Origin of the sequence: Pseudonocardia abyssalis, assembly GCF_019263705.2 — a bacterium.
GTDB classification, from domain to species: Bacteria; Actinomycetota; Actinomycetes; order Mycobacteriales; family Pseudonocardiaceae; genus Pseudonocardia; species Pseudonocardia abyssalis.
Genome location: NZ_JADQDK010000001.1, coordinates 2,218,792 through 2,240,402 on the forward strand (window position 1 = coordinate 2,218,792; position 21,611 = coordinate 2,240,402).

Annotated in this window: 23 protein-coding genes and 1 pseudogene; 11 read left to right on the top strand and 13 right to left on the bottom strand. The window is 74.2% G+C overall.

Translation table 11 applies throughout. The features are described from left to right. Positions 1-32: 32 nt before the first annotated feature. Together I4I81_RS10610 and I4I81_RS10615 are read right to left on the bottom strand one after the other, a co-directional pair. Positions 33-2,078, bottom strand: a complete 2,046-nt coding sequence (locus I4I81_RS10610; RefSeq protein WP_226363873.1) for a beta-galactosidase — start codon at positions 2,076-2,078, stop codon at positions 33-35. Positions 2,079-2,081: 3 nt separating this feature from the next. Further along, positions 2,082-2,627, bottom strand: coding sequence for a globin domain-containing protein (locus I4I81_RS10615; RefSeq protein WP_218616011.1), 546 nt, complete (start codon positions 2,625-2,627; stop codon positions 2,082-2,084). 191 nt (positions 2,628-2,818) lie between these two features. Between I4I81_RS10615 and I4I81_RS10620 the strand changes: the two genes are divergently transcribed. Then, on the top strand, positions 2,819-4,267 hold the full coding sequence (locus I4I81_RS10620) for a protein adenylyltransferase SelO (RefSeq protein WP_218602012.1): 1,449 nt from the start codon (positions 2,819-2,821) through the stop codon (positions 4,265-4,267). Between the two features lie 18 nt (positions 4,268-4,285). Here I4I81_RS10620 and I4I81_RS10625 read toward each other — a convergent pair whose 3' ends face one another. Beyond that, entirely contained in the window at positions 4,286-5,590 is a 1,305-nt protein-coding gene (locus tag I4I81_RS10625) for a sensor histidine kinase (RefSeq protein WP_218602013.1), read from the bottom strand. Then, positions 5,584-6,183, bottom strand: a complete 600-nt coding sequence (locus tag I4I81_RS10630) for a response regulator transcription factor (protein WP_225925373.1) — start codon at positions 6,181-6,183, stop codon at positions 5,584-5,586. Before I4I81_RS10630 ends, I4I81_RS10625 begins: the two co-directional genes overlap by 7 nt. A gap of 94 nt (positions 6,184-6,277) precedes the next feature. On the opposite strand from I4I81_RS10630, the gene I4I81_RS10635 reads away from it, so the two are divergent. Next, a complete protein-coding gene (locus I4I81_RS10635; protein ID WP_218602015.1) occupies positions 6,278-6,796 on the top strand; it encodes a GntR family transcriptional regulator in 519 nt (172 codons plus the stop codon). Here the strand turns inward: I4I81_RS10635 and I4I81_RS31550 are convergent. Next, positions 6,777-6,869 (bottom strand): annotated as a pseudogene (locus I4I81_RS31550) (acyl-CoA dehydrogenase family protein); the annotation flags it as partial. The gene I4I81_RS10635 and the pseudogene I4I81_RS31550 overlap by 20 nt on opposite strands. A gap of 76 nt (positions 6,870-6,945) precedes the next feature. On the opposite strand from I4I81_RS31550, the gene I4I81_RS10645 reads away from it, so the two are divergent. Together I4I81_RS10645 and I4I81_RS10650 are read left to right on the top strand one after the other, a co-directional pair. Then, positions 6,946-7,131: a hypothetical protein gene (locus tag I4I81_RS10645; protein ID WP_218602016.1), complete on the top strand. Its 186-nt coding sequence runs from the start codon at positions 6,946-6,948 to the stop codon at positions 7,129-7,131. Positions 7,132-7,263: 132 nt separating this feature from the next. After that, on the top strand, positions 7,264-7,902 hold the full coding sequence (locus I4I81_RS10650; protein ID WP_218602017.1) for an MOSC domain-containing protein: 639 nt from the start codon (positions 7,264-7,266) through the stop codon (positions 7,900-7,902). Positions 7,903-7,905: 3 nt separating this feature from the next. Here I4I81_RS10650 and I4I81_RS10655 read toward each other — a convergent pair whose 3' ends face one another. Next, positions 7,906-8,508 (bottom strand): DsbA family protein, encoded by a 603-nt coding sequence (locus tag I4I81_RS10655; RefSeq protein WP_226363874.1) that lies wholly within the window; start codon positions 8,506-8,508, stop codon positions 7,906-7,908. On the opposite strand from I4I81_RS10655, the gene nhaA reads away from it, so the two are divergent. Further along, on the top strand, positions 8,496-9,833 hold the full coding sequence (gene nhaA, locus I4I81_RS10660; protein WP_226363875.1) for a Na+/H+ antiporter NhaA: 1,338 nt from the start codon (positions 8,496-8,498) through the stop codon (positions 9,831-9,833). The two genes, I4I81_RS10655 and nhaA, sit on opposite strands and share 13 nt — an antisense overlap. Before the next feature lie 310 nt (positions 9,834-10,143). Here nhaA and I4I81_RS10665 read toward each other — a convergent pair whose 3' ends face one another. Then, on the bottom strand, positions 10,144-10,863 hold the full coding sequence (locus I4I81_RS10665) for an SDR family oxidoreductase (protein ID WP_218602020.1): 720 nt from the start codon (positions 10,861-10,863) through the stop codon (positions 10,144-10,146). A 41-nt stretch (positions 10,864-10,904) separates the two neighbouring features. Next, the gene (locus I4I81_RS10670) at positions 10,905-11,243 is read right to left on the bottom strand and encodes an alcohol dehydrogenase catalytic domain-containing protein (protein WP_267460800.1); all 339 of its coding nucleotides are present in this window, start codon (positions 11,241-11,243) and stop codon (positions 10,905-10,907) included. A gap of 438 nt (positions 11,244-11,681) precedes the next feature. Here I4I81_RS10670 and I4I81_RS10675 point away from each other — a divergent pair, with 438 nt between their 5' ends. From I4I81_RS10675 to I4I81_RS10690, 4 genes are all read left to right on the top strand, one after another. Then, entirely contained in the window at positions 11,682-11,960 is a 279-nt protein-coding gene (locus tag I4I81_RS10675; RefSeq protein WP_218602021.1) for a hypothetical protein, read from the top strand. 66 nt (positions 11,961-12,026) lie between these two features. Beyond that, complete coding sequence (locus I4I81_RS10680) at positions 12,027-12,722, top strand: ThuA domain-containing protein (protein WP_218602022.1); 696 nt, start codon at positions 12,027-12,029, stop codon at positions 12,720-12,722. A 3-nt stretch (positions 12,723-12,725) separates the two neighbouring features. Continuing rightward, positions 12,726-13,481 (top strand): IolE/MocC family protein, encoded by a 756-nt coding sequence (locus I4I81_RS10685; protein WP_218602023.1) that lies wholly within the window; start codon positions 12,726-12,728, stop codon positions 13,479-13,481. A 1-nt stretch (position 13,482) separates the two neighbouring features. Then, positions 13,483-14,241 (top strand): SDR family NAD(P)-dependent oxidoreductase, encoded by a 759-nt coding sequence (locus I4I81_RS10690; protein ID WP_226363876.1) that lies wholly within the window; start codon positions 13,483-13,485, stop codon positions 14,239-14,241. Here I4I81_RS10690 and I4I81_RS10695 read toward each other — a convergent pair whose 3' ends face one another. Then, positions 14,242-15,135 (bottom strand): TrmB family transcriptional regulator, encoded by an 894-nt coding sequence (locus I4I81_RS10695; RefSeq protein ID WP_218602024.1) that lies wholly within the window; start codon positions 15,133-15,135, stop codon positions 14,242-14,244. 20 nt (positions 15,136-15,155) lie between these two features. Next, on the bottom strand, positions 15,156-15,986 hold the full coding sequence (locus tag I4I81_RS10700) for an SDR family NAD(P)-dependent oxidoreductase (RefSeq protein WP_226363877.1): 831 nt from the start codon (positions 15,984-15,986) through the stop codon (positions 15,156-15,158). A 204-nt stretch (positions 15,987-16,190) separates the two neighbouring features. Between I4I81_RS10700 and I4I81_RS10705 the strand changes: the two genes are divergently transcribed. Further along, on the top strand, positions 16,191-17,546 hold the full coding sequence (locus tag I4I81_RS10705; RefSeq protein WP_218602025.1) for a metal-dependent hydrolase family protein: 1,356 nt from the start codon (positions 16,191-16,193) through the stop codon (positions 17,544-17,546). Continuing rightward, positions 17,539-18,534 (top strand): amidohydrolase family protein, encoded by a 996-nt coding sequence (locus I4I81_RS10710; RefSeq protein ID WP_218602026.1) that lies wholly within the window; start codon positions 17,539-17,541, stop codon positions 18,532-18,534. The genes I4I81_RS10705 and I4I81_RS10710 overlap by 8 nt, the downstream gene beginning before the upstream one ends. 164 nt (positions 18,535-18,698) lie before the next feature. Here I4I81_RS10710 and I4I81_RS10715 read toward each other — a convergent pair whose 3' ends face one another. The 3 genes from I4I81_RS10715 to I4I81_RS10725 form a co-directional block, all read right to left on the bottom strand. Further along, positions 18,699-20,009 carry an MFS transporter gene (locus I4I81_RS10715; protein ID WP_218602027.1) on the bottom strand — a complete coding sequence of 437 codons (1,311 nt, stop codon included), beginning with the start codon at positions 20,007-20,009 and terminating at the stop codon, positions 18,699-18,701. Between the two features lie 107 nt (positions 20,010-20,116). Then, positions 20,117-20,341 carry a ferredoxin gene (locus I4I81_RS10720; protein ID WP_218602028.1) on the bottom strand — a complete coding sequence of 75 codons (225 nt, stop codon included), beginning with the start codon at positions 20,339-20,341 and terminating at the stop codon, positions 20,117-20,119. Beyond that, a complete protein-coding gene (locus I4I81_RS10725; protein ID WP_218602029.1) occupies positions 20,338-21,534 on the bottom strand; it encodes a cytochrome P450 in 1,197 nt (398 codons plus the stop codon). The genes I4I81_RS10720 and I4I81_RS10725 overlap by 4 nt, the downstream gene beginning before the upstream one ends. Between the last annotated feature and the right edge of the window lie 77 nt (positions 21,535-21,611).

The following is a 21,611-nucleotide window of genomic DNA, read 5'->3' on the forward strand; positions in this document are numbered from 1 at the left end:
CCCACGCGGTCCGAGCCGTCGCGCGCGCCCGGTCAGAGGGCCCGTCGCAGCACCGCGCCCCCACGCGGTCCGAGCCGGACGAGCTCCCCGTCGCGCACCCCGTGCAGGACGTCTCCGGCCAGCTCGACGTCGACCGGGTCGGTGGTGCGGTTGACCAGGAACCAGAACTCGACGCCGTCACCGGACCGCACCACCAGCTCGACCCGGCCCCGCGCCTGCGTCGGGAGCTCGGACGCCGCGGCGGGCGGCAGCAGCAGCCGTACCAGCGCTGCCAGTGCGACGGCGTCGAGCTGCGTCGACACCCATGCCGCCGATCCCCCACCGGGGACGGCGCGGCGGGTCACCGCGGCGCGGCCGGCGTTCGCCCCGGTTCGGTAGTGCGCGAGCACCTCCGCGTCCACGACGTCGATCCGGTCGGTCCACACCGTGCCCGTCCAGTCCGTCCCGGCGCCGTCGCACGCGGCCAGCTCGACCGACTCGCCGTCGAGCAGTGGCGTGAACTCCTCGATCCGGATGCCCAGCAGGTCGCGCAGTGCGCCCGGGTACCCGCCGAGGTGGACGTGCGCGTTCGCGTCGACGATCCCGGAGAAGTACGTGGCGACGAGGTGCCCTCCGCCTTCGACGTGGTCGGTGAGCCGCCGCGCGCGGGCCGTGTCCATCACGTGCAGCATCGGGGCGACGACGAGGGCGTGCCCGGTCAGGTCGGCGCCGGCGGGCAGCACGTCGACCCGGACGCCCACGTCGGTGAACGCGGTGCACCACTCCACCGCGTGCCGGCGGTACTCCAGCCGCGAGCTGGGCAGGTACTCCTGCGAGGTCGCCCACCAGGAGTCCCAGTCGAACAGCACCGCGACGGGGGCCCGCTTGCGGTGCGACCCCGCGACCGGAGCCAGCCCGTCCAGCGTCGCCCCGAGGGCCGCGACCTCGCGGAACACGGCGCTGTCGGGGCCGGCGTGCGGCACCATCGCCGAGTGGAACCGCTCGGCCCCCGCCGTCGACTGGCGCCACTGGAAGAAGCAGACGGCGTCGGCGCCGTGCGCGACGTGGGTGAGCACGTCGCGCACCAGCTCCCCCGGCCGCTTGGCCCGGTTCACCTCCTGCCAGTTCACCGCGCTCGTCGAGTGCTCCATCAGCCACCACGGCCGCCCGCCGGCCAGGCCGCCGGTGAGGTTGGCGGAGAACGACAGCTCGTCGTGCTCGTGACGGCCCGGTCGTACGTAGTGGTCGTTGGAGACGATGTCGACCTCGCCGGCCCAGGACGCGTAGTCCATCCGGCTGCTCTCCGTCATCACCATGAAGTTGGTGGTGACCGGCACGTCCGGGGTGATCGCGCGCAGCAGGTCGCGCTCGGCGCGCAGGTGCTCGCGCAGGGCGTCGGACGAGAAGCGGGCGAAGTCGAGCTGCTGGGTCGGGTTCGCGGGCGTCCCGGCGAGGCGCGGCGGGAGGATCTCGGCCCACCGCCCGTAGGACTGCGACCAGAACGCGGTGCCCCACGCCGCGTTCAGCTCGGCGATCGAGCCGTGACGCTCCCGCAGCCACACCCGGAACGCGGCGGCGGCGTCGTCGGAGTAGTCGTGCGCGTTGTGGCAGCCCAGCTCGTTGTTCACGTGCCACGCCACCAGCGCGGGGTGGTCCCCGAACCGGCGCGCGAGCCGCTCCACCAGCTCCAGCGCGTGCCGGCGGAACACCGGCGAGGTGGGCCGCCAGTGCTGGCGCCCGCCCGGCCACAGCGTCCGGCCCAGCTCGTCGACGGGCAGGACCTCCGGGTGCGCGGTCGTGAGCCACGGCGGCGGTGATGCGGTCGCCGTCGCGAGGTCGACGGCGACGCCACCGTCGTGCAGCAGATCGAGCACGTCACCGAGCCAGTCGAGGTCCCAGACGTCGGCGGCGGGCTGCAGCAGCGCCCACGAGAAGACCCCGACCGTCGCGATCGTGACCCCGGCCTCGCGCATCAGCGCGACGTCGCGCACCCACACCTCGCGCGGCCACTGCTCCGGGTTGTAGTCGGCGCCGTACTCGATGCGCGCGCCGCGCCCGGACGAGATGCGACCGCGCAGTGGAAGGGGGGTGACGGGCACGGCTCAGCGCCTCCCCCACGTCGCGGCCGGGCGTCGTCGGGACGGGAGCGGGTCGGCCGGGCGGGGGGCGGGCAACGACACCGGCTCCTGCTCGACCTCGTGGTCGACGGCCTCGGCCCCGGCCACCATGTGCGCCGCGACCCACTGCACGAGCGCGATCCAGCAGGAGCTCAGCGCGCCCGAGTACGCCGGCCCGGCGACCTCGCGCACGGCCCGGGTCAGCGCGTGCCCGATCACCAGGTAGTGCGCCGACTCGACGCCGTAGCGGATCCGGTGGTCGGCCCCGAGCCTGCGCAGCACGGCCTCCAGCTCGACCGTGTCGCGCGACGCGATCTGGGCGATCGCGCCGAGCAGCACATCGGTCATCTTCTGCATCTGGTCGGTCATGTCGGCCGCGAACATGCCCCGCAGCTGCGGGGCCATCTCGAACAGGTTCGCGTAGAACACCTCAGCGAGGCGCACCGGGCGGGCCGCCACCGCCGCGCACGAGGCCTGCACCGCCTCGATCGTCGCCCTCGACGGGCGCCGCACCGTCGACGGGTCGCTCACCGGACCATCCCGAACTGCTGCCTGATCACCGTGCCGCCTTCCCGTCGCGCAATCCGGCGCACACGTCAGGGGCACCGGCTACGCCTCCTATCGCTCCCGGGGCGCCCGGTGTTGCGCCCGGGACCCGAGGGAGATCCGGCGCACGTCCGTGCCGCGTGCCGGACGGGCCGCCCGGACGTAGCCTCAGGGCCATGACCGTCGCCAGGACGCTGTTCGAGTTCGACGACTCCTACGCCCGCGAGCTGCCGAGCCTGTCGGTGCCGTGGACCGCCGCCGAGGTGCCCGCGCCGGAGCTGCTGGTGCTCAACGAGGGCCTCGCCGCCGAGCTGGGCGTCGACCCGGCACTGCTGCGCGAGCCCGCCGGAGTGTCCTCGCTGGTCGGGCACGGTCTCCCGGAGGGCGTCAGCACGGTCGCGCAGGTCTACGCCGGCCACCAGTTCGGCGGCTACCAGCCGCGCCTGGGCGACGGCCGGGCGCTGCTGCTCGGCGAGGTGATCGACGTCGCGGGCCACCGCCGCGACCTGCACCTGAAGGGCTCGGGCCGCACCCCGTTCTCCCGGCGCGGTGACGGGTTGGCCGCCGTCGGGCCGATGCTGCGCGAGTACCTGATGGGCGAGGCGATGCACGGCCTCGGGATCCCGACGACGCGCGCGCTGTCCGTCGCCGCCACCGGCGTGCCCGTCCCGCGCGACGGCGCGACGCTCCCCGGCGCGGTGCTGTGCCGGGTCGCCGCGAGCCACCTGCGCGTCGGCACGTTCCAGTACGCGGCGAACCTGCGCGAGACGGTCGCGGGCGACCTCGACGTGCTGCGCGGGCTGGCCGACCACGCCATCGCCCGACACCACCCCGACTCCGGCTCCTACCTGGAGTTCTACCGCCGTGTCGTGCACGCCCAGGCCGAGCTCGTGGCCCGCTGGATGCTCGTCGGGTTCGTCCACGGCGTGATGAACACCGACAACATGACGATCTCCGGCGAGACCATCGACTACGGGCCCTGCGCGTTCCTCGACGCCTTCGACCCCACCGCGGTGTTCAGCTCCATCGACTCGGGCGGCCGTTACGCCTACGCCAACCAGCCCCCGGTGGCGCAGTGGAACCTCGCGCGGCTCGCCGAGTCGCTGCTCCCGCTGATCGACCCCGACGCGGAGCAGGCGGTGGCGGCCGCGACGGCGGTGCTCGACGAGTTCCCCGACGCCTACCGGCGGCACTGGGACGAGGGCCTGACCGCGAAGCTCGGACTCGGCGCGCCCGACCCGCAGCTGGCGACCGACGTGCTGGAGCTGCTGCGCACCCAGGGCGTCGACCTCACGCTGTTCTTCCGCGCGCTCGCCGCGGGCACCGCGCGCGACCTGTTCGTCGACCCGGCGCCGTTCGACGTCTGGGCGGAGCGCCGCGACGCGCTGCTCCCGGCCGACCGCACGGCCGTGGCGGCGGCGATGAACCGCGTCAACCCGGTCTACGTGCCGCGCAACCACCTCGTCGAGGAAGCGCTCACCGCCGCCACCTCGGGCGACCTGGGCCCGTTCCACCGGATGCTCGACGCCGTCTGCGCACCGTTCGACGAGCGTCCCGGTCTGGAGGCGTACGCGCAGCCCGCCCCCGACGGGGCCCCGCCGCACGTCACCTACTGCGGCACCTGACGTACTGGGGCACCTGGCCTACTGGGGAACGTGAACCCGGCCCGGTAGCCGCAGGGACGCGGGCACCGCCACCGACACCGCCGTGCCGGCCCCGGGGGCGCTGGTGACGATCACCGTACCGCCGGCCTCCTCGACGACCCGGCGCACCAGCAGCAGCCCGACGTGCCCCGGCGGCGGCGGGCGGCCGGGATCGAAGCCCCGCCCGTCGTCGACGACCTCCAGGCGGACCGCGCCCGCCCCGTCGGCCCCGAGCCGCACGAGCACCCGCGACGCGCCCGCGTGCTCCCCCGCGTTGTGCAGCAGCTCGCGCGCGACCCGGTGCAGCAGCGTCGCCGCGTCGTCGCCGACGACCGGCATCGCGTCCACCCGCAGATCGGCCCCGGCCGCCAGCGCCCGCACCGACGCCGCGAACGTCTCCCCGGTGACCTGGTCCGGGAGGAACTCGGTGAGCAGCGCGCGCATCCGGCGGACGTCCTCGCCGATCATGGTGCGGGCACGGCCGACCAGCTCACCGGATCCCGACCCGGCCGCGGTGTCGAGCAGCAGCCCCGCCCCCGCGAGGTCGGGGATGACGTCGTCGTGCAGCCACCGGGCGAGGTCGCGGCGCGCCAGCTCGGACGCGGCGAGGCCGTAGTGCAGCGTGTCGGCGCGCTCGCGGCGGTCGCGGTCGATGCGCCGGGCCAGTGCCACCGACAGGGCGAGCATGCCCGAGCCGAGCAGGAGCAGGCCGCCGAGCGCGATCGGCAGCATCACCGCGACGGCGGCGCGGGTCGTGCCCGCGATGTCGACCGGGACGTAGATCTCGAGCCGGGCCGGGTGGCCCCCGGCGTCGCGGAACCCGATGAACACCTCCAGCAACTCACCGGCCTGCGCGATCTCGAAGCGGTGCTCGGGGTCGTCGGGGACCGGGAACACCGCGGTCTCCCCCGCGCCGAGCCGGCGGCCGAGCCCCGGATCGGCGTGGCGCCGGGCCGACTCGATCCGGCTCTCGTCGGAGAAGACGATCTCCACCTGGTCGCCGTCGACCCGCCACACCTTGACGCGGTGCACCACCCCGGACCGCAGGAACGGGTCGACGTCGCGCAGCAGGTCGGCGCGGTCGAGCGGCTGCGCGTAGTCGCGCGCGGTGAGCGGCACCAGCACCGCGGCCGCCACCTGGGTCGCGACCCGCTCGGCCGTGCGGCGGGCCTCCGCCTGCGCGACGAGCCACACCCCGAGCGTCACCAGCGCCGACAGGACGAGGGCCACGACGATGATGAGTGCGGTGTGCCGCAGCACCGTCGTCCGGACGGTCGGGCGGGCGTCGAGCAGCACGGTCAGCACCCGCCGCCGACCAGGACGATGCCGAGCCGGTCGGCGGTGACCACGGCGTCGAGCTGGGTGTGCACCCCCAACTTGGCCATGACCGCCCGGATGTGGTCGCGGGTGGTGTGCACCGAGATCCCGAGCTCGGCGGCGATGCGGGTGGCGTCGAGCCCGCGGCCCAGCCCGGCCAGCACCTGCAGCTCGCGGGGGGTCAGCCGGGCTGCGGCCGGCGGGACCGGGGCACCGTGCCCCCCGGAGCGGCTCCGCACCGCCGCGAGGATCTCGGCCAGCGGCGCGTCCTTCGCCAGCACCGCCTCGGCCCCGCCCTGGAGGGCGAGCCGGACGAGCTCGGGGCGCGGGTGCGCGGTCAGGACCACGATCCGCACCCCGGGCCGCAGCTCCAGCAGCCGCGGGATGGCGGTGAGACCGCCGCCGTCGGGCATCTGGAGGTCGACGACCGCCACGTCGAACTCGAGGCACCGCGCCTGGTCGACCGCGTCGGTCACCGAGTGTGCCGTGCCGACGCAGCGCAGGTCCGGCTGGGCGTCGATGCCCATCGCGAGCAGCTCGGCGAACACACGGTGGTCGTCGACCACGAACACCGCGGACATCGCCACCCCCTCAATCCTGGGGAGATACGCCGCCCCTACCCCGAGGCTAACCTCCCCTCTCCGACAGCGGCACTACCCGAGGGGTACGGACACGATGAGCCACGGCGAGGCGGTCTGGATCCACCCGGACCTCGTCTCGGAGGCCGTCGCCGCACGGGCGCTGGGGATCAAGCCCACGACGCTGCGCCGGCAGATCGAGCGCATCGGCCTGCGCCCCGACGCCCGCAGCGCCACCCGGCGCCGGTACTGGGACGTGCGCGCGCTGGATCAGGCGCTGCGGGACGCACCCGACGCGGAGGACGCCGCGCGGGCGGCGCTGGCGTCCGTGCTCGGCACGGTCGACCGCCACGACGACCGCTCGCTGACCCGGCAGATCGCCGACGACCTGCGCGCCGTCCTGCTCGGTGACCGCGGTGGCCTCGGTGACCGCGGTGACCTCGCTGGCGAGGCGTTCGGGACGGGCGGCCGGCTGCCCTCCACCACGGCGATCGCCCGGCACTACCGCGTCTCCGACAACACGGTGCGCCGCGCCCTGCGGGTGCTCCGCGCCGAGGGGCTCCTCGTGCGCCGGTCCCGCGCCGCGGTCGCAACAGAGCCAGGTCCCGTCCGCTGATCTCCTTCATGATCTCGGTCGTACCGCCGTAGATCGTCTGCACCCGAGCGTCGACGAACGCCCGGTCCACCGGTCCGCGGTCCGTCGTCGGGCCGGGCGGGGCCCACGCACCGGCCCTTCGGGTCCGCCGCCAGGACGTCGACGTCGCGGTGCTCGAGACGACCGGCGACGTCGACGGCGTCAGCGCTCCCCCGATGCTCGAACAGGTCGAGATGCTGGTGAGCTACAGCCGGTGCACCGTCCTGGACCTGCGCGGGTGCTGTTCCTCTCCGCGCGGGCTCGACGTGCCGGTCACCGGCCACCGGCGGCCGGCGGCGCGCGGGCACCGATCCTGATCTGCGGTCTCGACGAGGTCCTCCGCCCGGGCCCCACGCTGGACGCAGCACTGGACGCGGCACTGGACGCGGCACTGGACGGGGCACTGGACGGGGGCGCGGGCCTGACGGGCGGGCGCCTACCGTCGGGGCATGGGAGTGGTGGAGTCGGTCAACATCGGCAGGGTGCGGCCGATCGAGGCCGAGACGGGGGTGTCGGGCATCGACAAGCGCCCGGTCCCCGGGCCGGTCCGCGTGCAGGCCCCGGAGCCGGGCGGCAGCGGCCTCGCCGGGGACCGGATCTGCGACGTCCGCCACCACGGCGGGCCCGACCAGGCCGTCCACGCCTACGCACGCGAGGACCTCGACGGCTGGGAGGGCGAACTGGGCCCGCTCCCGTCCGGGGTGTTCGGGGAGAACCTGACGACGCGCGGCGTCGACGTCACCGGCGCGGTGATCGGCGAGCGGTGGCGTGTCGGCGGGGCGCTGGTGCTCCAGGTGACGACGCCGCGGATCCCGTGCCGGACCTTCGCCGCGTGGCTGGCCCGACAGGGGTGGGTCCGGACCTTCACCGACGCCGCCCGACCCGGGGCGTACCTGCGGGTCGTCGAGCCGGGCGAGGTGCGGGCCGGTGACGCCGTCGCGATCGCCCACCGGCCCGTGCACGGGGTCACCGTCGGCACCGCGTTCCGCGCGCTGCTGACGGCACCGGACCTGCTCCCCGTCCTCGCCGGGGTCCACGATCTCCCGCAGGCCACCCGGGACCAGGTGGCGCGCCGGCTGGGGGCGTGACCCTCAGGTGACCGGCTGCTCCGCGTGCTGCGACTCCAGCGCCTCGATCAGCGCGTCGACCGTGCGCTCACCGCGATAGGCGATCCCGTTGACGAACAGGGCCGGGGTGCCCAGCACGCCGCTGCGGACCCCGGAGTTGAAGTCGGCCTCGACCCGGTCCTCCACCCGCTGGGTCGCGGGCCACACCACCGACTCCGGCGGTACGCCGATCTCCTCGGCGTAGCGGCGCAGGTCGGCCTGGGTGAGCGCCGGCTCGTCGCCCGACATCAGTCGGCCGTACATCGGCCAGAACTGCCCGGCCAGCGCCGCCGCCTCGGATGCGACGGCGGCCGAGAGCGCGTAGGGGTGCAGCTCCGCGAGCGGGAAGTGGCGGAAGGCGAACACCACCCGGCGCCCGAGGCGCTCGAGCACCTCGTGGACGACCGGGGCGGTGGCCCGGCAGTACGGGCACTCGAAGTCGCCGTACTCCATGAGCGTGAGCTGGGCTCCGAGGACACCCTTGAGGTGGTCGTAGGGCCCGATGGGCGGGTCCAGAGGTGTGGCGCTGATCGTCGGCCTCCTCGTGGCAACACGGCTGGTGGATGATCGAGCCCGTGACCACGACACTAGCCGAGCGCGGGGACCTGAGCCGGGCCGCGAGAGCCTTCCTCCGCACCGAGTCGGGCTCGGCGGTGCTGCTCCTGGTCGCCGCCGTCGTCGCCCTGCTCTGGGTCAACCTCGGCGGGGGGTACGAGGAGTTCTGGCACACCGAGCTCTCCCTGCGGATCGGCGACACCGCGCTCACGGAGGACCTGCGGCACTGGGTCAACGACGGGCTGATGGTGCTGTTCTTCTTCAGCGTCGGGCTGGAGATGTCGCGCGAGGCGGTGCTGGGCGAGCTGCGCGGGGCCCGGGCGATCGCCGCACCGGCCCTGGCCGCGCTCGGCGGGCTGGTCGTCCCCGCGCTGCTGTTCCTCGCGTTCAACGCGGGCGGGCCCGCCGCCGGGGCGTGGGGCATCGCGATCTCCACCGACACCGCCGTCGTGATCGGGGTGCTCGCACTCGTCGGCCCCCGGTGCCCCGACCAGCTCCGCGTGTTCCTGCTGGCGCTGGCGATCGTCGACGACATCGGCGCGGTCGCCGCGATCGCGTTCTTCTACACCGACGACGTGCGGATCACGCCGTTGCTACTGGCCGCTGCGCTGTTCCTCGCGCTGCTCGGCCTGCGGTACGCCCAGTTCTGGCGTACCCCGATCTACGTCGTCATCGGGCTGGTGATGTGGCTCGCGGTGCTGGAGTCCGGGGTCCACCCCAGCGTCGTCGGGGTGGCGCTGGGTCTGCTGGTCAACGCCTACGCGCCCCGCCAGGTCGACATGGACCAGGTCGCGGTCCAGGGCCGCAGCTTCCTCGTCGACCCGAGCCCGCAGCGGGCGCTCGCGGCGCAGGCGGCGGCCGTCGAGGCCGTGTCGCCCAACGAGCGGCTGCAGCTGCGCATCCAGCCGTGGAGCAGCTACGTCATCGTCCCGCTGTTCGTGCTCGCCAACGCCGGTGTCCCGCTCGACGGCGCCACCCTCGCCGCCGCCGCCACCTCGCCGCTGACCTGGGGGATCGTCGTCGGGCTGACCGTGGGCAAGATCGTCGGCGTGTCCGCGGGCACCTGGGTCGCGCTGCGCACCGGGATCGGGCGGGTGCCCGACACGCTGCGGTGGGGGCAGCTGATCGGCGGGGCCGGGCTGGCCGGGATCGGCTTCACCGTGGCGCTGTTCGTCACCGACCTGGCCCTCGACGACGACGTGCTGGTCAACCAGGCAAAGATCGGGATCCTGGCGGGGTCGCTGCTGGCCGGGCTGACCGGCTGGGCGATCTTCCGCTTCGCCGGTGAGCGCGGCGGCCAGTGCGCGCCCACCGGCCTGCCGGTACTGCCCCCGCGGCCGTGGCGGCCGCCGAGCTGAACGGCGTCCCCACGGTCGATCCGGATGCGGCCCGCGCGGGTGCCGGCCTGTGCCCCCGGCCGAGGTGCTGGCGTGGTCGTCATCGGGCTGTCGGTGATCGCCGCCGCGACCGTCCCCCGGCCGCGCGCGGGGGTCGTGTCACCGCCGGTCCTCGTCGCGATCGGGGTCGCGGCGAGCGTCCGGCCCGTCGCCGGGGCGGTGCGGATCGAGCCCGGGTGGATCCTCGCGGGTCCTCCCGCAGGTGCTCGCCACCCTCGACGCGTCGGAGATCGACATCGGGATGCGCGGAAAGCCCGTGCGCTGACGGGCCTCAGAGCAGCGCCCGGTACGCCCCGCCGTCCACCGGGACCGCCGTGCCGGTCAGGAAACCGGCCTGGCGCGAGCACAGGAACGCGACGACCGCGCCGAAGTCGTCCGCGCTGCCGACCGGCACGTCCGGCAGCCCCCCGTCGTTCATGCTCCGCAGGCGGGCGGTGTCGTGGAAACCCGGGAGCACCGAGTTGACGGTGACGCCGTCCGCGGCCGCCTCCGCGGCCAGGGTCTTGAGGAACCCGGTCACCCCGGCGCGCGCGGTGTTGGACAGCACCAGGTTCGGGTACGGCTGGCGCACGCCCAACGAGGTGATCGCGACGATCCGCCCCCACCCCGCCGCGCGCATGCCCGGCACCGCGGCCAGGCACATGTGCACGACCGAGAGCAGGCTGCGCTCCAGCGCCGCGGGGTAGGCGTCGGCGGCCGTGTCGAGCGCCGTCCCGGGGGCCGGGCCGGGGCCGTTGGTGACGAGGATGTCGACACCGCCCATCAGCCGGGCCGCCTCCTCGACGAACCGGGTCCCCTCCTCGGGCCGGGTCAGGTCGGCCACGACGAACGCGGCCCCGATCCGCTCGGCGGCGTCCATCGCGCGCGCCTCGTCGGATCCGCAGATCGTGACCCGCGCCCCCTCCGCCGCGAGCGCCGCGGCACTCGCGAAGCCCAACCCGCCGCTCGCCGCGGCCACCGCCGCGCGCCGTCCCGCCATCCCGAGGTCCACGGACCCATCGGAGCAGGCCCGACGCCGCAGGACAAGGCCGATCAGAACACGATGATCCCGCGCAGGTTGCGACCGGCGTGCATGTCCGCGGAACCGGTCGCGATGTCGTCGAGGGAGTAGCGGACGGTGATCAGCTCGTCGAGCTTGAGCGCCCCCATGTCGCAGAGGTTCTGGTGGCCCGTCGCGCACCACCGGCAGCGCCCGCACGAGGGCAGGAAGGAGAACACGACGTGGTCGTCCTCGGCGAAGCCCGGGGTGTGCGGCCCGACCGACTCCACGACGCAGGCTCCCTCGTGCCCGCCCGCGAACGGCAGGATCCCGACCCGCATGTCGCCGGTGGCGTGATGGTCGTCGGAGTGGCACAACCCGCTCGCGACCATCCGCCCCCGGATCTCACCGGCCGCGGGTCGTCGACCTCCAGCTCGACGACCTCGAAGGTCCCGGGGACCTCCCCGCAGGATCGCCCCCCGCGTCAGCATCATCGTCGCTCTTCGCCGTCGGCGGCCGGCACCTCGCCGTCACCGCCTACCACCCCGTCACCACGTCCCACCGGATCGTCCACGGGGGCGCGACGTCTCGCGGACCGGCTCCCGACCGCCCGGGGCCGGGCGGCGCGGCGGGTCGCCGAGCCGCCCGGCTCCCGGTACCGCCCCCGGGAGGCGGCGGGGACACCGCTACTTCTTCTTGCTCTTCTTGCCCTTCTTGTCCTTCTTCTTCTTGTCCTTCGCCACGACTGACCCCCTCTCCACGGTCGGAGTCAACTCAACATTGACCTAGGTCAACCTAGCATTGACCCCGGGGCGGGTTAGCATCGCCGCGTGACAGGGCGCGCGGAGCAGATCCGGCAGGCACTCGACGCCCTGGGCTCCGCCGCGGACCCCCTCGCGGCGCTGGCTGCGGCGAAGGAGATCCGCGAGGCCGCCGAGTCGCTGGAGATCGCCGTGGCCGCGGAGGTGCGGCGGGACGGCGGCACCTGGACCGAGATCGGCGCCGTGTACGGCACCAGCAAGCAGGGCGGCCAGCAACGGTTCCGCGACGCGCTGGGCCCGGACGACCCCGACGCCGCCCGGCGCCGGCGCCGCCGGCGCCGGGCCTGAGCCCCGGCACGGCTCCGCGCGGTACGCTGCCGACTAGTCGTCAGCCGTCTCACTACGGAGGTGTCCGTGCGCGCCGTCGTCCTGTCCGGGGGCCTCACCCACGACTTCCCGGCCACCACCGCGTGCCTGTCCGTACTCCTCGAGGCCGAAGGGCTCGAGGTGGAGGTGCACACCGGGACGGCGGGCGTCGAGTCCGCGCTGCACGCGCTCCCGGGGGCGGCGCTGTTCGTGGTGAACGCCCTGCGGTGGTCGATGCTCGGCGCGGCCACCCCGCCGCGCTACCGCGAGCGGGCCGGAACCGAGGGCGTCAGCCCGTCCGCGGCCGCGCGGGCCGCCCTGGACGCGCACCTCGCGGTGGGCGGCGGAGTGCTCGGCATGCACACCGCCAGCATCTGCTTCGACGACTGGCCGGGCTGGGGGGCCACGCTCGGCGGAGCGTGGGAGTGGGGGCGGTCCCAGCACCCGCCGCTGGGGCCCGAGGTGACGGTGTCGATCGCGGCCGAGCACCCGCTGGTCAGCGGCCTGGACCCGTTCACCCTCGTCGACGAGGTCTACGGCGACCTCCGGTACGCCCCGGACCTCACCGGCCTGCTCACGGCACCGCAGCCCGGCGGCGACATCGCCCAGCCGCTGCTCTGGGCCCGGGAGCGCGGCGGCGGGCGGGTCGTCTACGACGCGCTCGGCCACCACCCGCCCTCCTACGAGGTGCCCGAGCACCGCGAGATCGTCCGGCGGGCCGTCCGCTGGACGACCGAGGGCTGACGCATGCTCTCCCTCTCGGCGGGCACCGTGCTCGACCTCGCCCCCGGCGACGTCGTGGAGTGCGCGGCCGCGGCCGGGTTCCCCTTGGCCGGGGTGCGCCTCGCCGACCCGTGCACGCAGGCCGCCGCCGTGGCCGGCGCGCTGGGCCGCACCGGGGTCGACCTGCTCGACGTCGAGGTCGTCCGGCTCGCTCCGGGTCCCCTGACCGACGCGCAGCGCGCGCTCGCCGACACCGCGGCCTCCCTCGGGGCGCGGTTCCTGCTCACCGTCAGCGACGACGCCGACGAGTCCGCGACCGCCGCCAAACTCGCCGAGCTCGACGCCCTGCTCGGCGACGGGACCCGGGTCGCACTGGAGTGCATGGCGTTCACCGCCGTCCGCTCCCGCGCCGCCGCCGAGCGGATCGCGCGGGCCGCACCGGGTGTCACCGTGCTGTTGGACCCGCTGCACCTGCACCGCGCGGGCGACCGGCTCGACGAGCCCGCCGACCCCGCGCTGACCGGCTACGCCCAGCTCACCGACGTCGCCGACCCCGGCCGGGTCCCGCCGGACCCCGCCCACGAGGCCCGGCACGAGCGGGTGCCGCCGGGCCACGGCGGGCTGCCGCTCGCGGTGTTCGTGGCGGGGCTGCCGGTGGGGACCCCGCTCGCCGTCGAGGTCCAGTCGGACGCGCTGGCGGCGGACCTGGCCCCGCGCGACCGGGCCGTGCTGGTGCGGACCGCGGCCGAGGCCGTGCTCCGCGGAACAGGGAGGAACTGACGTGGGACGTGCGATCGAGGGGATGTCGGTGCTGGTCACCGGCGGCGGGTCGGGCATCGGCGAGGCGGTGGTGGCGCGGCTCGCCGCGGCCGGCGCGCGGGTGACCCTGTCGGGGAGGCGTGCGGAGAAGGTCGCCGCGGTCGCCGACGCCACCGGGGCGCGCGGCGTCGTCGGCGACGTCACCTCGGCGGCGGACCGGCAGACGATGGTCGACGCGACCGTGGAGCACGGCGGCGGGATCGACGCCGTCGTCCACGGGGCGGGCAACATGTACCGCGGACCGCTGGAGGAGCTGACGGAGCAGGGCCTGCACGACGTGTTCGCCTCCAACACCGTCGGCCCGATGCTGCTCACCGGCCTCGCGCTTGCCCACCTGCGGGAACGCCGCGGCGCGGTGGTGTTCTTCGGGTCGGTGCACACGCAGCGGGCGTTCCCCGGCGCGTCGCCCTACGCGGCCACCAAGGGAGCGCTGGAGACGCTGACCGGCGTGCTCGCCGCCGAGCTGGGCCCCCAGGGCGTGCGCGTGAGCTGCGTGCGACCGGGCGGCGTCCTCACCGAGATCAACCAGCGCGCCGGGGTCTTCGACGACGCCACCGCGGCGGCCCGGATGGAGTCGCTCGGCCCGGCGCACGCGCTCGGTCGCCCCGGCACCGTCGACGAGGTCGCCGAGGCCGTCGAGTACCTGCTCGCCGCGGAGTGGGCCACCGGAGCCGTCCTCACGATCGACGGCGGGCTCGGCCTGGGCGTGACGAACGCCTGATCAGGTACCGGTGCTGCGCCGGCCCCGGCGCGGCGGGGCGCTGGCCCCGGCCGGACCCCGCTTCAGCAGCGCCGCGGGGATGCCGTGGTCGGCTCGGAGCCTGCGCAGGGCCGGGTCCGTCGTCCAGAAGCTCTCGAAGTCGTCGGGGGCGAACCGCTCCGCGATGAGGTGCATGGCGATGTCGTGGCGCACGTACTCGACGGCGACCAGCACCACGGCCGGGTCGTCGGTGTAGACGCCCCACGCGTCACCGTTCACGACGCCGCCGATGACGGCCTGCTCCCGGTCCGCGGAGACGACCAGCAACCGGCAGCCGAGGTTCTCCAGCACCACCTCCGGCGTGGAGAAGCGGTGCAGGGTGGTGTTGCCGACCGGGTCCTCGTCCTCCCCGAAGGACACCACCGACACCTCGACCCCCTCGGCCTCGGCGCGGCGCACCACGGGCTTGAGCGGCTCGATCTCGGCGGGCCAGCCGGACAGGAACAGGTCGTTGCGGGCCGCGGCCACCACGTCCTCGGCCCGGGCCAGCAGCGACGCCCGGTCGGTGAGGTTGTGCACCAGGCGCACCTGGGGCGGGGAGGCGACCTGGGGCAGGGCGTCGCGCAGCGTGTCGATCGAGGCGTCGAACTCCCGGCGCATCCGGTCCAGCAGCGCCGAGGGCGGCAGCGAGATGTACCCGACGCTGGCCTCGCCGGCCCGCACCTCGTAGGCCGCACCCCGGCTGACGAGCTTGCCGAGCGTCTCGTAGACGGTGCTGCGCGGCACGCCGGAGCGCTTCGCGACCTCGTAGCCGTTGAGCGGGGTGCCCGCGGCGATCAGCGCCACATAGGCCTTCGCCTCGTACCCGGACATCCCGAGGCGCTGCAGCTCCGAGATCACGCTCTCCTGGGACATGCGGTCATCGTCCCATCCGGTCAGTCGTCGCTGCTCACACCCGTCGGGTCGACGCCCACCGGGTCGACGCCCACCGGGTCGACGCCCACCGAGTCCACGCTGCGCGGGCGCGGCATCGCGTTCAGCGCGCCCTTGGTGATGCCCCCGTCGACGGCGAGGGTCTGGCCGGTGACGTAGGCGGCCTTGTCGGAGCCGAGGAACAGCACGGCGTCGGCGACGTCGGCGGCGGAGCCGAGCCGGTTGAGCGGGACGCGGCCCGACCGCAACCGCCGGACCTCGGGGTCGGCGTAGATCGCGTCGGACATCCCCGCGTCGATCAGGCCCGGCGCCACCGCGTTGACCCGTACGCCGCCGGCCGCCCACTCCAGCGCCATGTGCTCGGTGAGCATGATGATGCCCGCCTTCGACGCCGTGTAGGCGCCCGCGTTCGGGGCGGCGGCGAGCCCGTTGACCGAGGCGATGTTGACGATCGACCCGCCCCCCGCGGCGAGCATCCGCGCGGCCACCGTGCGCGCGACGAGGAACGTGCCGGTCAGGTTGACGTCGACCGCGAGGCGCCAGTCGGCGGCGGGCAGGTCCAGCAGCGGCCCGAAGCGCACGACCCCGGCGTTGTTGACGAGCAGGTCGGGCGCCTGCGGCAGCGCGGCGACCGCGGCCAGCACCGACTCCTCGTCCGCCACGTCCACGCGCACGGGCACACAGGCGTCGCCGATGCCGTCGGCCACGGCACGGGCCGCGTCCTCGTCGACGTCCCAGGCGGCGACCCGGTACCCCTCCTTGACCGCAGCCTCGGCGATCACGGCCCCGATGCCGTTGCCGGCCCCGGTGACCACGGCCCACTTGGTCGTCACGGCTGTCCCCTCGTCGTCGAACACGCTGAGCGCCACAGGTCGAACCCGAACGGCGTTGGCACGATAACGACGCTACTGGCCCACCTCCTCGCCCGTCCAGACTCTCGCACCCCCCGCGGGGACGTGCCAGACTGACCGCCGACCCGACTAGTCGTCAGTACGCTGACGCACAGTCCGCGAGTTCCCCAGCCGAGGAGGCGCGCCGTGCCGGACGGAATCCTGATCACCGGCGGCACGGTCGTCGACGGAACGGGAGCGCCCGCGCGCCCCGGCGAGGCGGTGCTGCTGCGGGGCGGGCGGATCGTCGCGCTCGGTGCGGACGCACTGGCCCGGGTCGCCCCGGACGATGCGCGCATCGACGCCACCGGGAAGACCGTCATGCCCGGCCTGATCGACGCGCACACGCACCTCACGTTCGGCGAGCCCACCGGCAACGACGAGCTGTTCCACCACCGGACCGAGGCCTACAGCTCGATGCTCTCGGCCTACAACGCGCGCAAGGTGCTGCGGGCGGGCGTCACGAGCGTGCTCGACGCCGACTGCCTGTGGAACATCGGCTGCGAACTCCGCGACGCCATCGACTCCGGCATCGTGGAGGGCCCGCGGATGCGCGCGGGCGGCCAGGCGCTGATGACGATGCTCGGCGGCACCGCGGGCCGGATGATCGCCGACGAGGGCACCACCGCCTACGCCACCGTGGTGCGCGGGCGGGACATGATGGTCAACGAGATCCGGCGGCAGATCAAGTACGGCGTCGACTGGATCAAGATCATGGTGACGGGACTGATCCCGTCGATGAAGGGCCCCGAGGTCAAGGTCTGGAACTTCGACGAGCTGCGCCTGGTCTGCGACACCGCGCACGACCTCAACACCAAGGTCGTCGCGCACTGCCGCAACTCCGAGAGCACCCGCGACGCGGCCCGCGCGGGCGTCGACCTGATCTACCACGCGTCCTACATGGACGACGAGGCCCTGGAGGCCGTCCTCGAGGCGGGCAGCGCGCTGTGCCCCACGTTCACGCTGCTCGGCAACCTCGCCGACTACGGCTCCAAGGTGGGCAGCGCTCCGGAGCTGCTCGAGGTGTTCCGCGCCGAGATCGCGGTGACGGCCAAGCAGATGGCGAAGGCGCACGCGGCGGGGGTCCCGTTCCTCACGGGGTCGGAGACCGGGTTCGCCGTCACGCCGGTCGGCGAGTGGCACGCCCGCGAGCTGGAGATGTTCGTCGAGTACATGGACATGTCGCCGATGGACGCGATCGTCGCCGCCACCCGCAACGGCGCGTTCGCGATGCGGATGGAGGGCGAGCTCGGCACGCTGGAGGAGGGCCGGATCGCCGACGTCCTGATCGTCGACGGCGACCCGCTGGCCGACGTGACGGTGCTGCAGCGCAAGGACGCGATCGCCGAGGTGATCAAGGGCGGGAAGCGGATCGACATCACCACCCCGATCCCCGAGCAGAAGCTGCGGACCTCGGACCAGGTGCGGTTCCTCGCCTCCTGCCCGCTCACGCGGTCGCTGGCGTTCACCGAGGAGCAGCTGGAGAAGCTCTCGCATGTCTGAGGTCCCAACGGGCACCATCGACGTCCACGCCCACGCCGTCCTCGCCTCCTCGGAGGGGGCGGCGGGCGCCGCCGGACCCGAGCTCGGGACGTCGCAGGACGGGCGGCCGTTCTACCGCGTCGGCGACTACGTGCTGCACGGCGTGCGCTACGCGGGCAGCCCGTTCATGGACGTCGACGTGCGCCTGGCCGCGATGGACGACGCCGGGATCGCCCGGCAGCTCCTGTCCCCCAACCCGCTGACGTACTTCGGGTCGCTGCCGGTCGCCGATGGCGTCGCGTTCGCGCGGTCGTACAACGACGGGCTCGCGGAGCTGGTCGGCCGGCACCCGGACCGGCTGCTGGCCTGCGCCCAGCTCCCCGTGCAGGACGTCGGCGCGGCCGTCGCCGAGGCCCGCCGCGCCGTGCGGGACCTGGGTATGGCCGGGATCTACCTCGACACCGATCCCGCGGGCCGCACGCTCGACGACCCGGCGCTCGACCCGCTCTACGAGACGATCGTGGAGCTGGACGTGCCGCTGTTCGTGCACCCCTCGCCGCTGGGCCCGGACGGCCCGCCCGGCGACGTCCGGCTGCGCCGCTTCGATCTCGACCTGCTGCTGGGCTTCGCCTACGACGAGACGCTCGCGGTGGCCGCGCTCGTGTTCGGCGGGGTGCTGGAGCGCCATCCCGGACTCGACGTGTGCGTCTCCCACGGCGGCGGAGCGGCGGCGTTCCTGTCCGGCCGGTTCGCCGCGGCCGTGGAGAAGCGGCCGTGGGCGTCCCAGGCGTTGCGCGCCAACGGGTTCGAGCACTGGTACCGGCGGATCTGGTTCGACACCCACGTGCACGACGCACGGTCGCTGGAGCTGCTCGTGGCCCACGCCGGTGCCGACCGCCTGGTGTTCGGCACCAACTTCGCGGGGTGGGACTCCGGCGCCCACGACGCCCCGGCGGGCGACCTCGGCGCCGCGCTCACCGCCAACGCCGCCCGCCTGCTGCGTCTCTGAGCTAGAGCCTGTCCCGTGGATCGATGGCGAGCGAGCGCCGGCCAGGTGCGCGCATCGCCAGGCGGAGGAGTCCCTGATCCCGGGGTTGGATCAGGGACGACGACAACGCCGCGAGGTGCGTGCCCGGGCGTCGCGTAGCCGGCTGGAGATCCACGGGACAGGCTCTAGTCCGTGCGCAACGGCTTCCCCGCGGTCTCCTTCACCAGCAGCACCGCGGGCAGCGACACCAGCGCCAGCGCCATCACGTAGAACGCCCCCACCATGCTGCTTCCCGTCACCCCGCCCAGCCAGGTCAGCAGGTAGGGCGCCGAGCCGCCGAAGAGCGCCACCGACATGTTGTAGGTGATGCCGTGCCCGCTCACCCGCACGCGGGTCGGGAACATCTCGGTGAGCGTGGAGTTGGTGACGGCGGAGTAGGCGCCGGCGAGGAACCCGAACACGACGAGCCCGCAGACGATCAGGCCGAACGACCCGGACGTGATCAGCAGGAAGCTCGGGTAGGACAGCACGAGCAGCCCGAGGCCACTGCCCAGCAGCACCGGCCGGCGCCCGATCCGGTCCGACCACCACGCGCCGACCACCTGCGCGACGAGGCAGGCGACCAGCGCGATCACCGACGGGGCGAACGCCTGCACGCCGGTGAGCGCGAGGCTCTTCGTCGCGAAGCTCGGCAGGTAGCCGACGATCATGTAGAACGACGACGCGTTCACCGCGATCAGGCAGAACGCCTTGACCAGCAGGTTCCACTGCTCGCGGCCGCGCAGGGCCGCGACCACCGGGTTGCGCTCGCGCGAGCGCTCCTCGCGCAGCGCCAGGAAGTGCGGGGTCTCGTCGAGCCTGCGGCGGATGTAGAGGCCCACCACGCCCATCGGCAGGGCGAGCAGCAGCGGCAGCCGCCAGCCCCACGACTGCATGGCCTCGGTCGAGAGCGTCAGCAGCAGCACCCCCGGGATCAGGCTCCCGAGCAACGTCCCCAGCACCGACCCCACGGAGATCATCCCGACGTAGAGTCCGCGGCGGTGCACCGGCGAGTGCTCGGCGATGAACGACACCGCCCCCGAGATCTCCCCGCCCGCGGAGAACCCCTGCAGGAAGCGCAGCACGATGAGCAGCACCGGAGCCGCGACCCCGATCACCGCGTAGCCGGGCAGCAGGCCCATCAGCGTGGTGGCGACGGACATCAGGATCACGGTCAGCGCGAGCGTCCGCTTGCGGCCGATCCGGTCCCCGATCGCGCCCCAGACGAAACCGCCGAGCGGGCGGGCGAAGAACGCCACCGCGAACACGGCCAGTGCCGACAGCAGCGCCGTCGCCGGGTCGGCGGCGGGGAAGAACACGACGGCCAGCGTGGTGGCCAGCACGGCGTAGACGGAGAACTCGTAGAACTCGACGAACGAGCCGACGACCCCGCCGAGCACCGTGCGGCGCACTGCATGGGTCGTCGTCTCGTCCACCTCGGGCACGGTCCTCGTCATGGCGGGCTCCCCAGGTCGACGGCGTCGTCGTCGACGGTCACCCCGTCGAGGAAAGCGACGTTAGAAAGCTGACGACGCTTTGTCAACGACCGGCTCGGTCGAGCCCGTCAGCCGACGTCGATCTGCTCGCCGGACCCCGTGTCGTGCACCCGCAGGGCGCCGGAGGGGCACGCGCGGGCGAGGTCGAGCTGCACCGCGTCGGCTGGCTGCACGGCACCGGGGACGAGCACGGCGAGGTCGTCGTCGTCGAAGTCGAATACGTCCGGGGCATCGGCGACGCACTTGCCGGAGCTGATGCAGACGTCCCGGTCGACGGTGATGCGGTAGCTCATCGCGCCTCCCCCAGCAGGACCGGGTAGCTGCCCCAGTACGGACGGGCGGTGGCGGCGTCGCGCTGCGGCGGACGGTCCGGGTCGCGCCGCACGCCGGCGGCGAACATCTGCCCGACCGCGCCGGTGACCAGCCCGTAGAGGTGCGCGTCCGGGTCGGTGTCCGGCCGCGCGACGACGCCGGCGGCCAGGTCCTGCCCGATGCAGACGTGCATGCCGGCCGCGAAGCTCAGCCCGAACGGGGCGACGCCCGGCGGCAGCACGCGGTCGGGATCGAACTCGGCGGCGTCGGGACCGAACAGGTCGACGTCGCGGTTGACCGTCATCAGGTCGATGACGACCGTCGCGCCCTCCGCGATCTCGACGCCCGAGCGCAGCCGCACCGGGGCCAGCGCCCGGCGGCGGCCGGTCGGGCTGGACGGGTTGAGGCGCACCGTCTCGTGGATGCAGCGCTGCACGAACAGCGGATCGGCGGCCCGCTCCCGCTCCGCGGGGCGGGTGTCGAACCAGCCGAGCATGTGGTCGATGGCCCGCACGAACGCGGTGGCGCTGGTGTGGCCCCCCGCCAGCAGGTAGAACGCCACCTCCCGGCGGACGACGTGCGGCGCCAACCCCAGCTCGTCCTGGTTCTGCAGCAGCGTCGACAGCACGTCGCGGGGCTGCTGGTCGGGCGGCAGGGCGCGGCGGCGGGCGATCGACGGGGCGAGGAACTCCGCGTCCCAGTCCTCCAGCGCCTGCGCCACCTCCGCCGCCTCGGCCGCCTTGTCGCCGGTGGAGTGCGCGAGGGTGGCGCCCGTGATGAACCGCATCATGTAGGCGTAGAGGCGGCCGGTCTCCTCGGCGGTCCCCTGCGGCCGGTCGATGCCCGCCGTCAGCGCCGCGAGGTTGAGCATCAGCTCGTGGCCCAGGTGCACCAGGTCCACCCCGCCCGCCTCGATGTACGGCGCCAGCGTGCTCGCGGTGACCTCGGGGAACAGGTCGCGCTCGTAGCGCTCGAAGACCTCGCGCCGGAACATCTTGTTCTCCACCCGGCGGCGGTCGCGGTGCTCGGTGCCGTGCAGGTTGACCAGGACGTCGGCCATCACGACCTCGCCCTCGTCGTAGAGCGACTGCCGGAGGTCCTTGCTGCGGTAGGCGTCCTTGGCGTCGGCGAACGACGTCAGGGTGACGACCTCGGGGACGACTGCTGCGGTCATGGCTGACTCCTCGGACGCCGACGGCCTCTACCTTCGCCAGAAGATAGTCGTTAGACTCCTCACGTCAAACGAGCCAG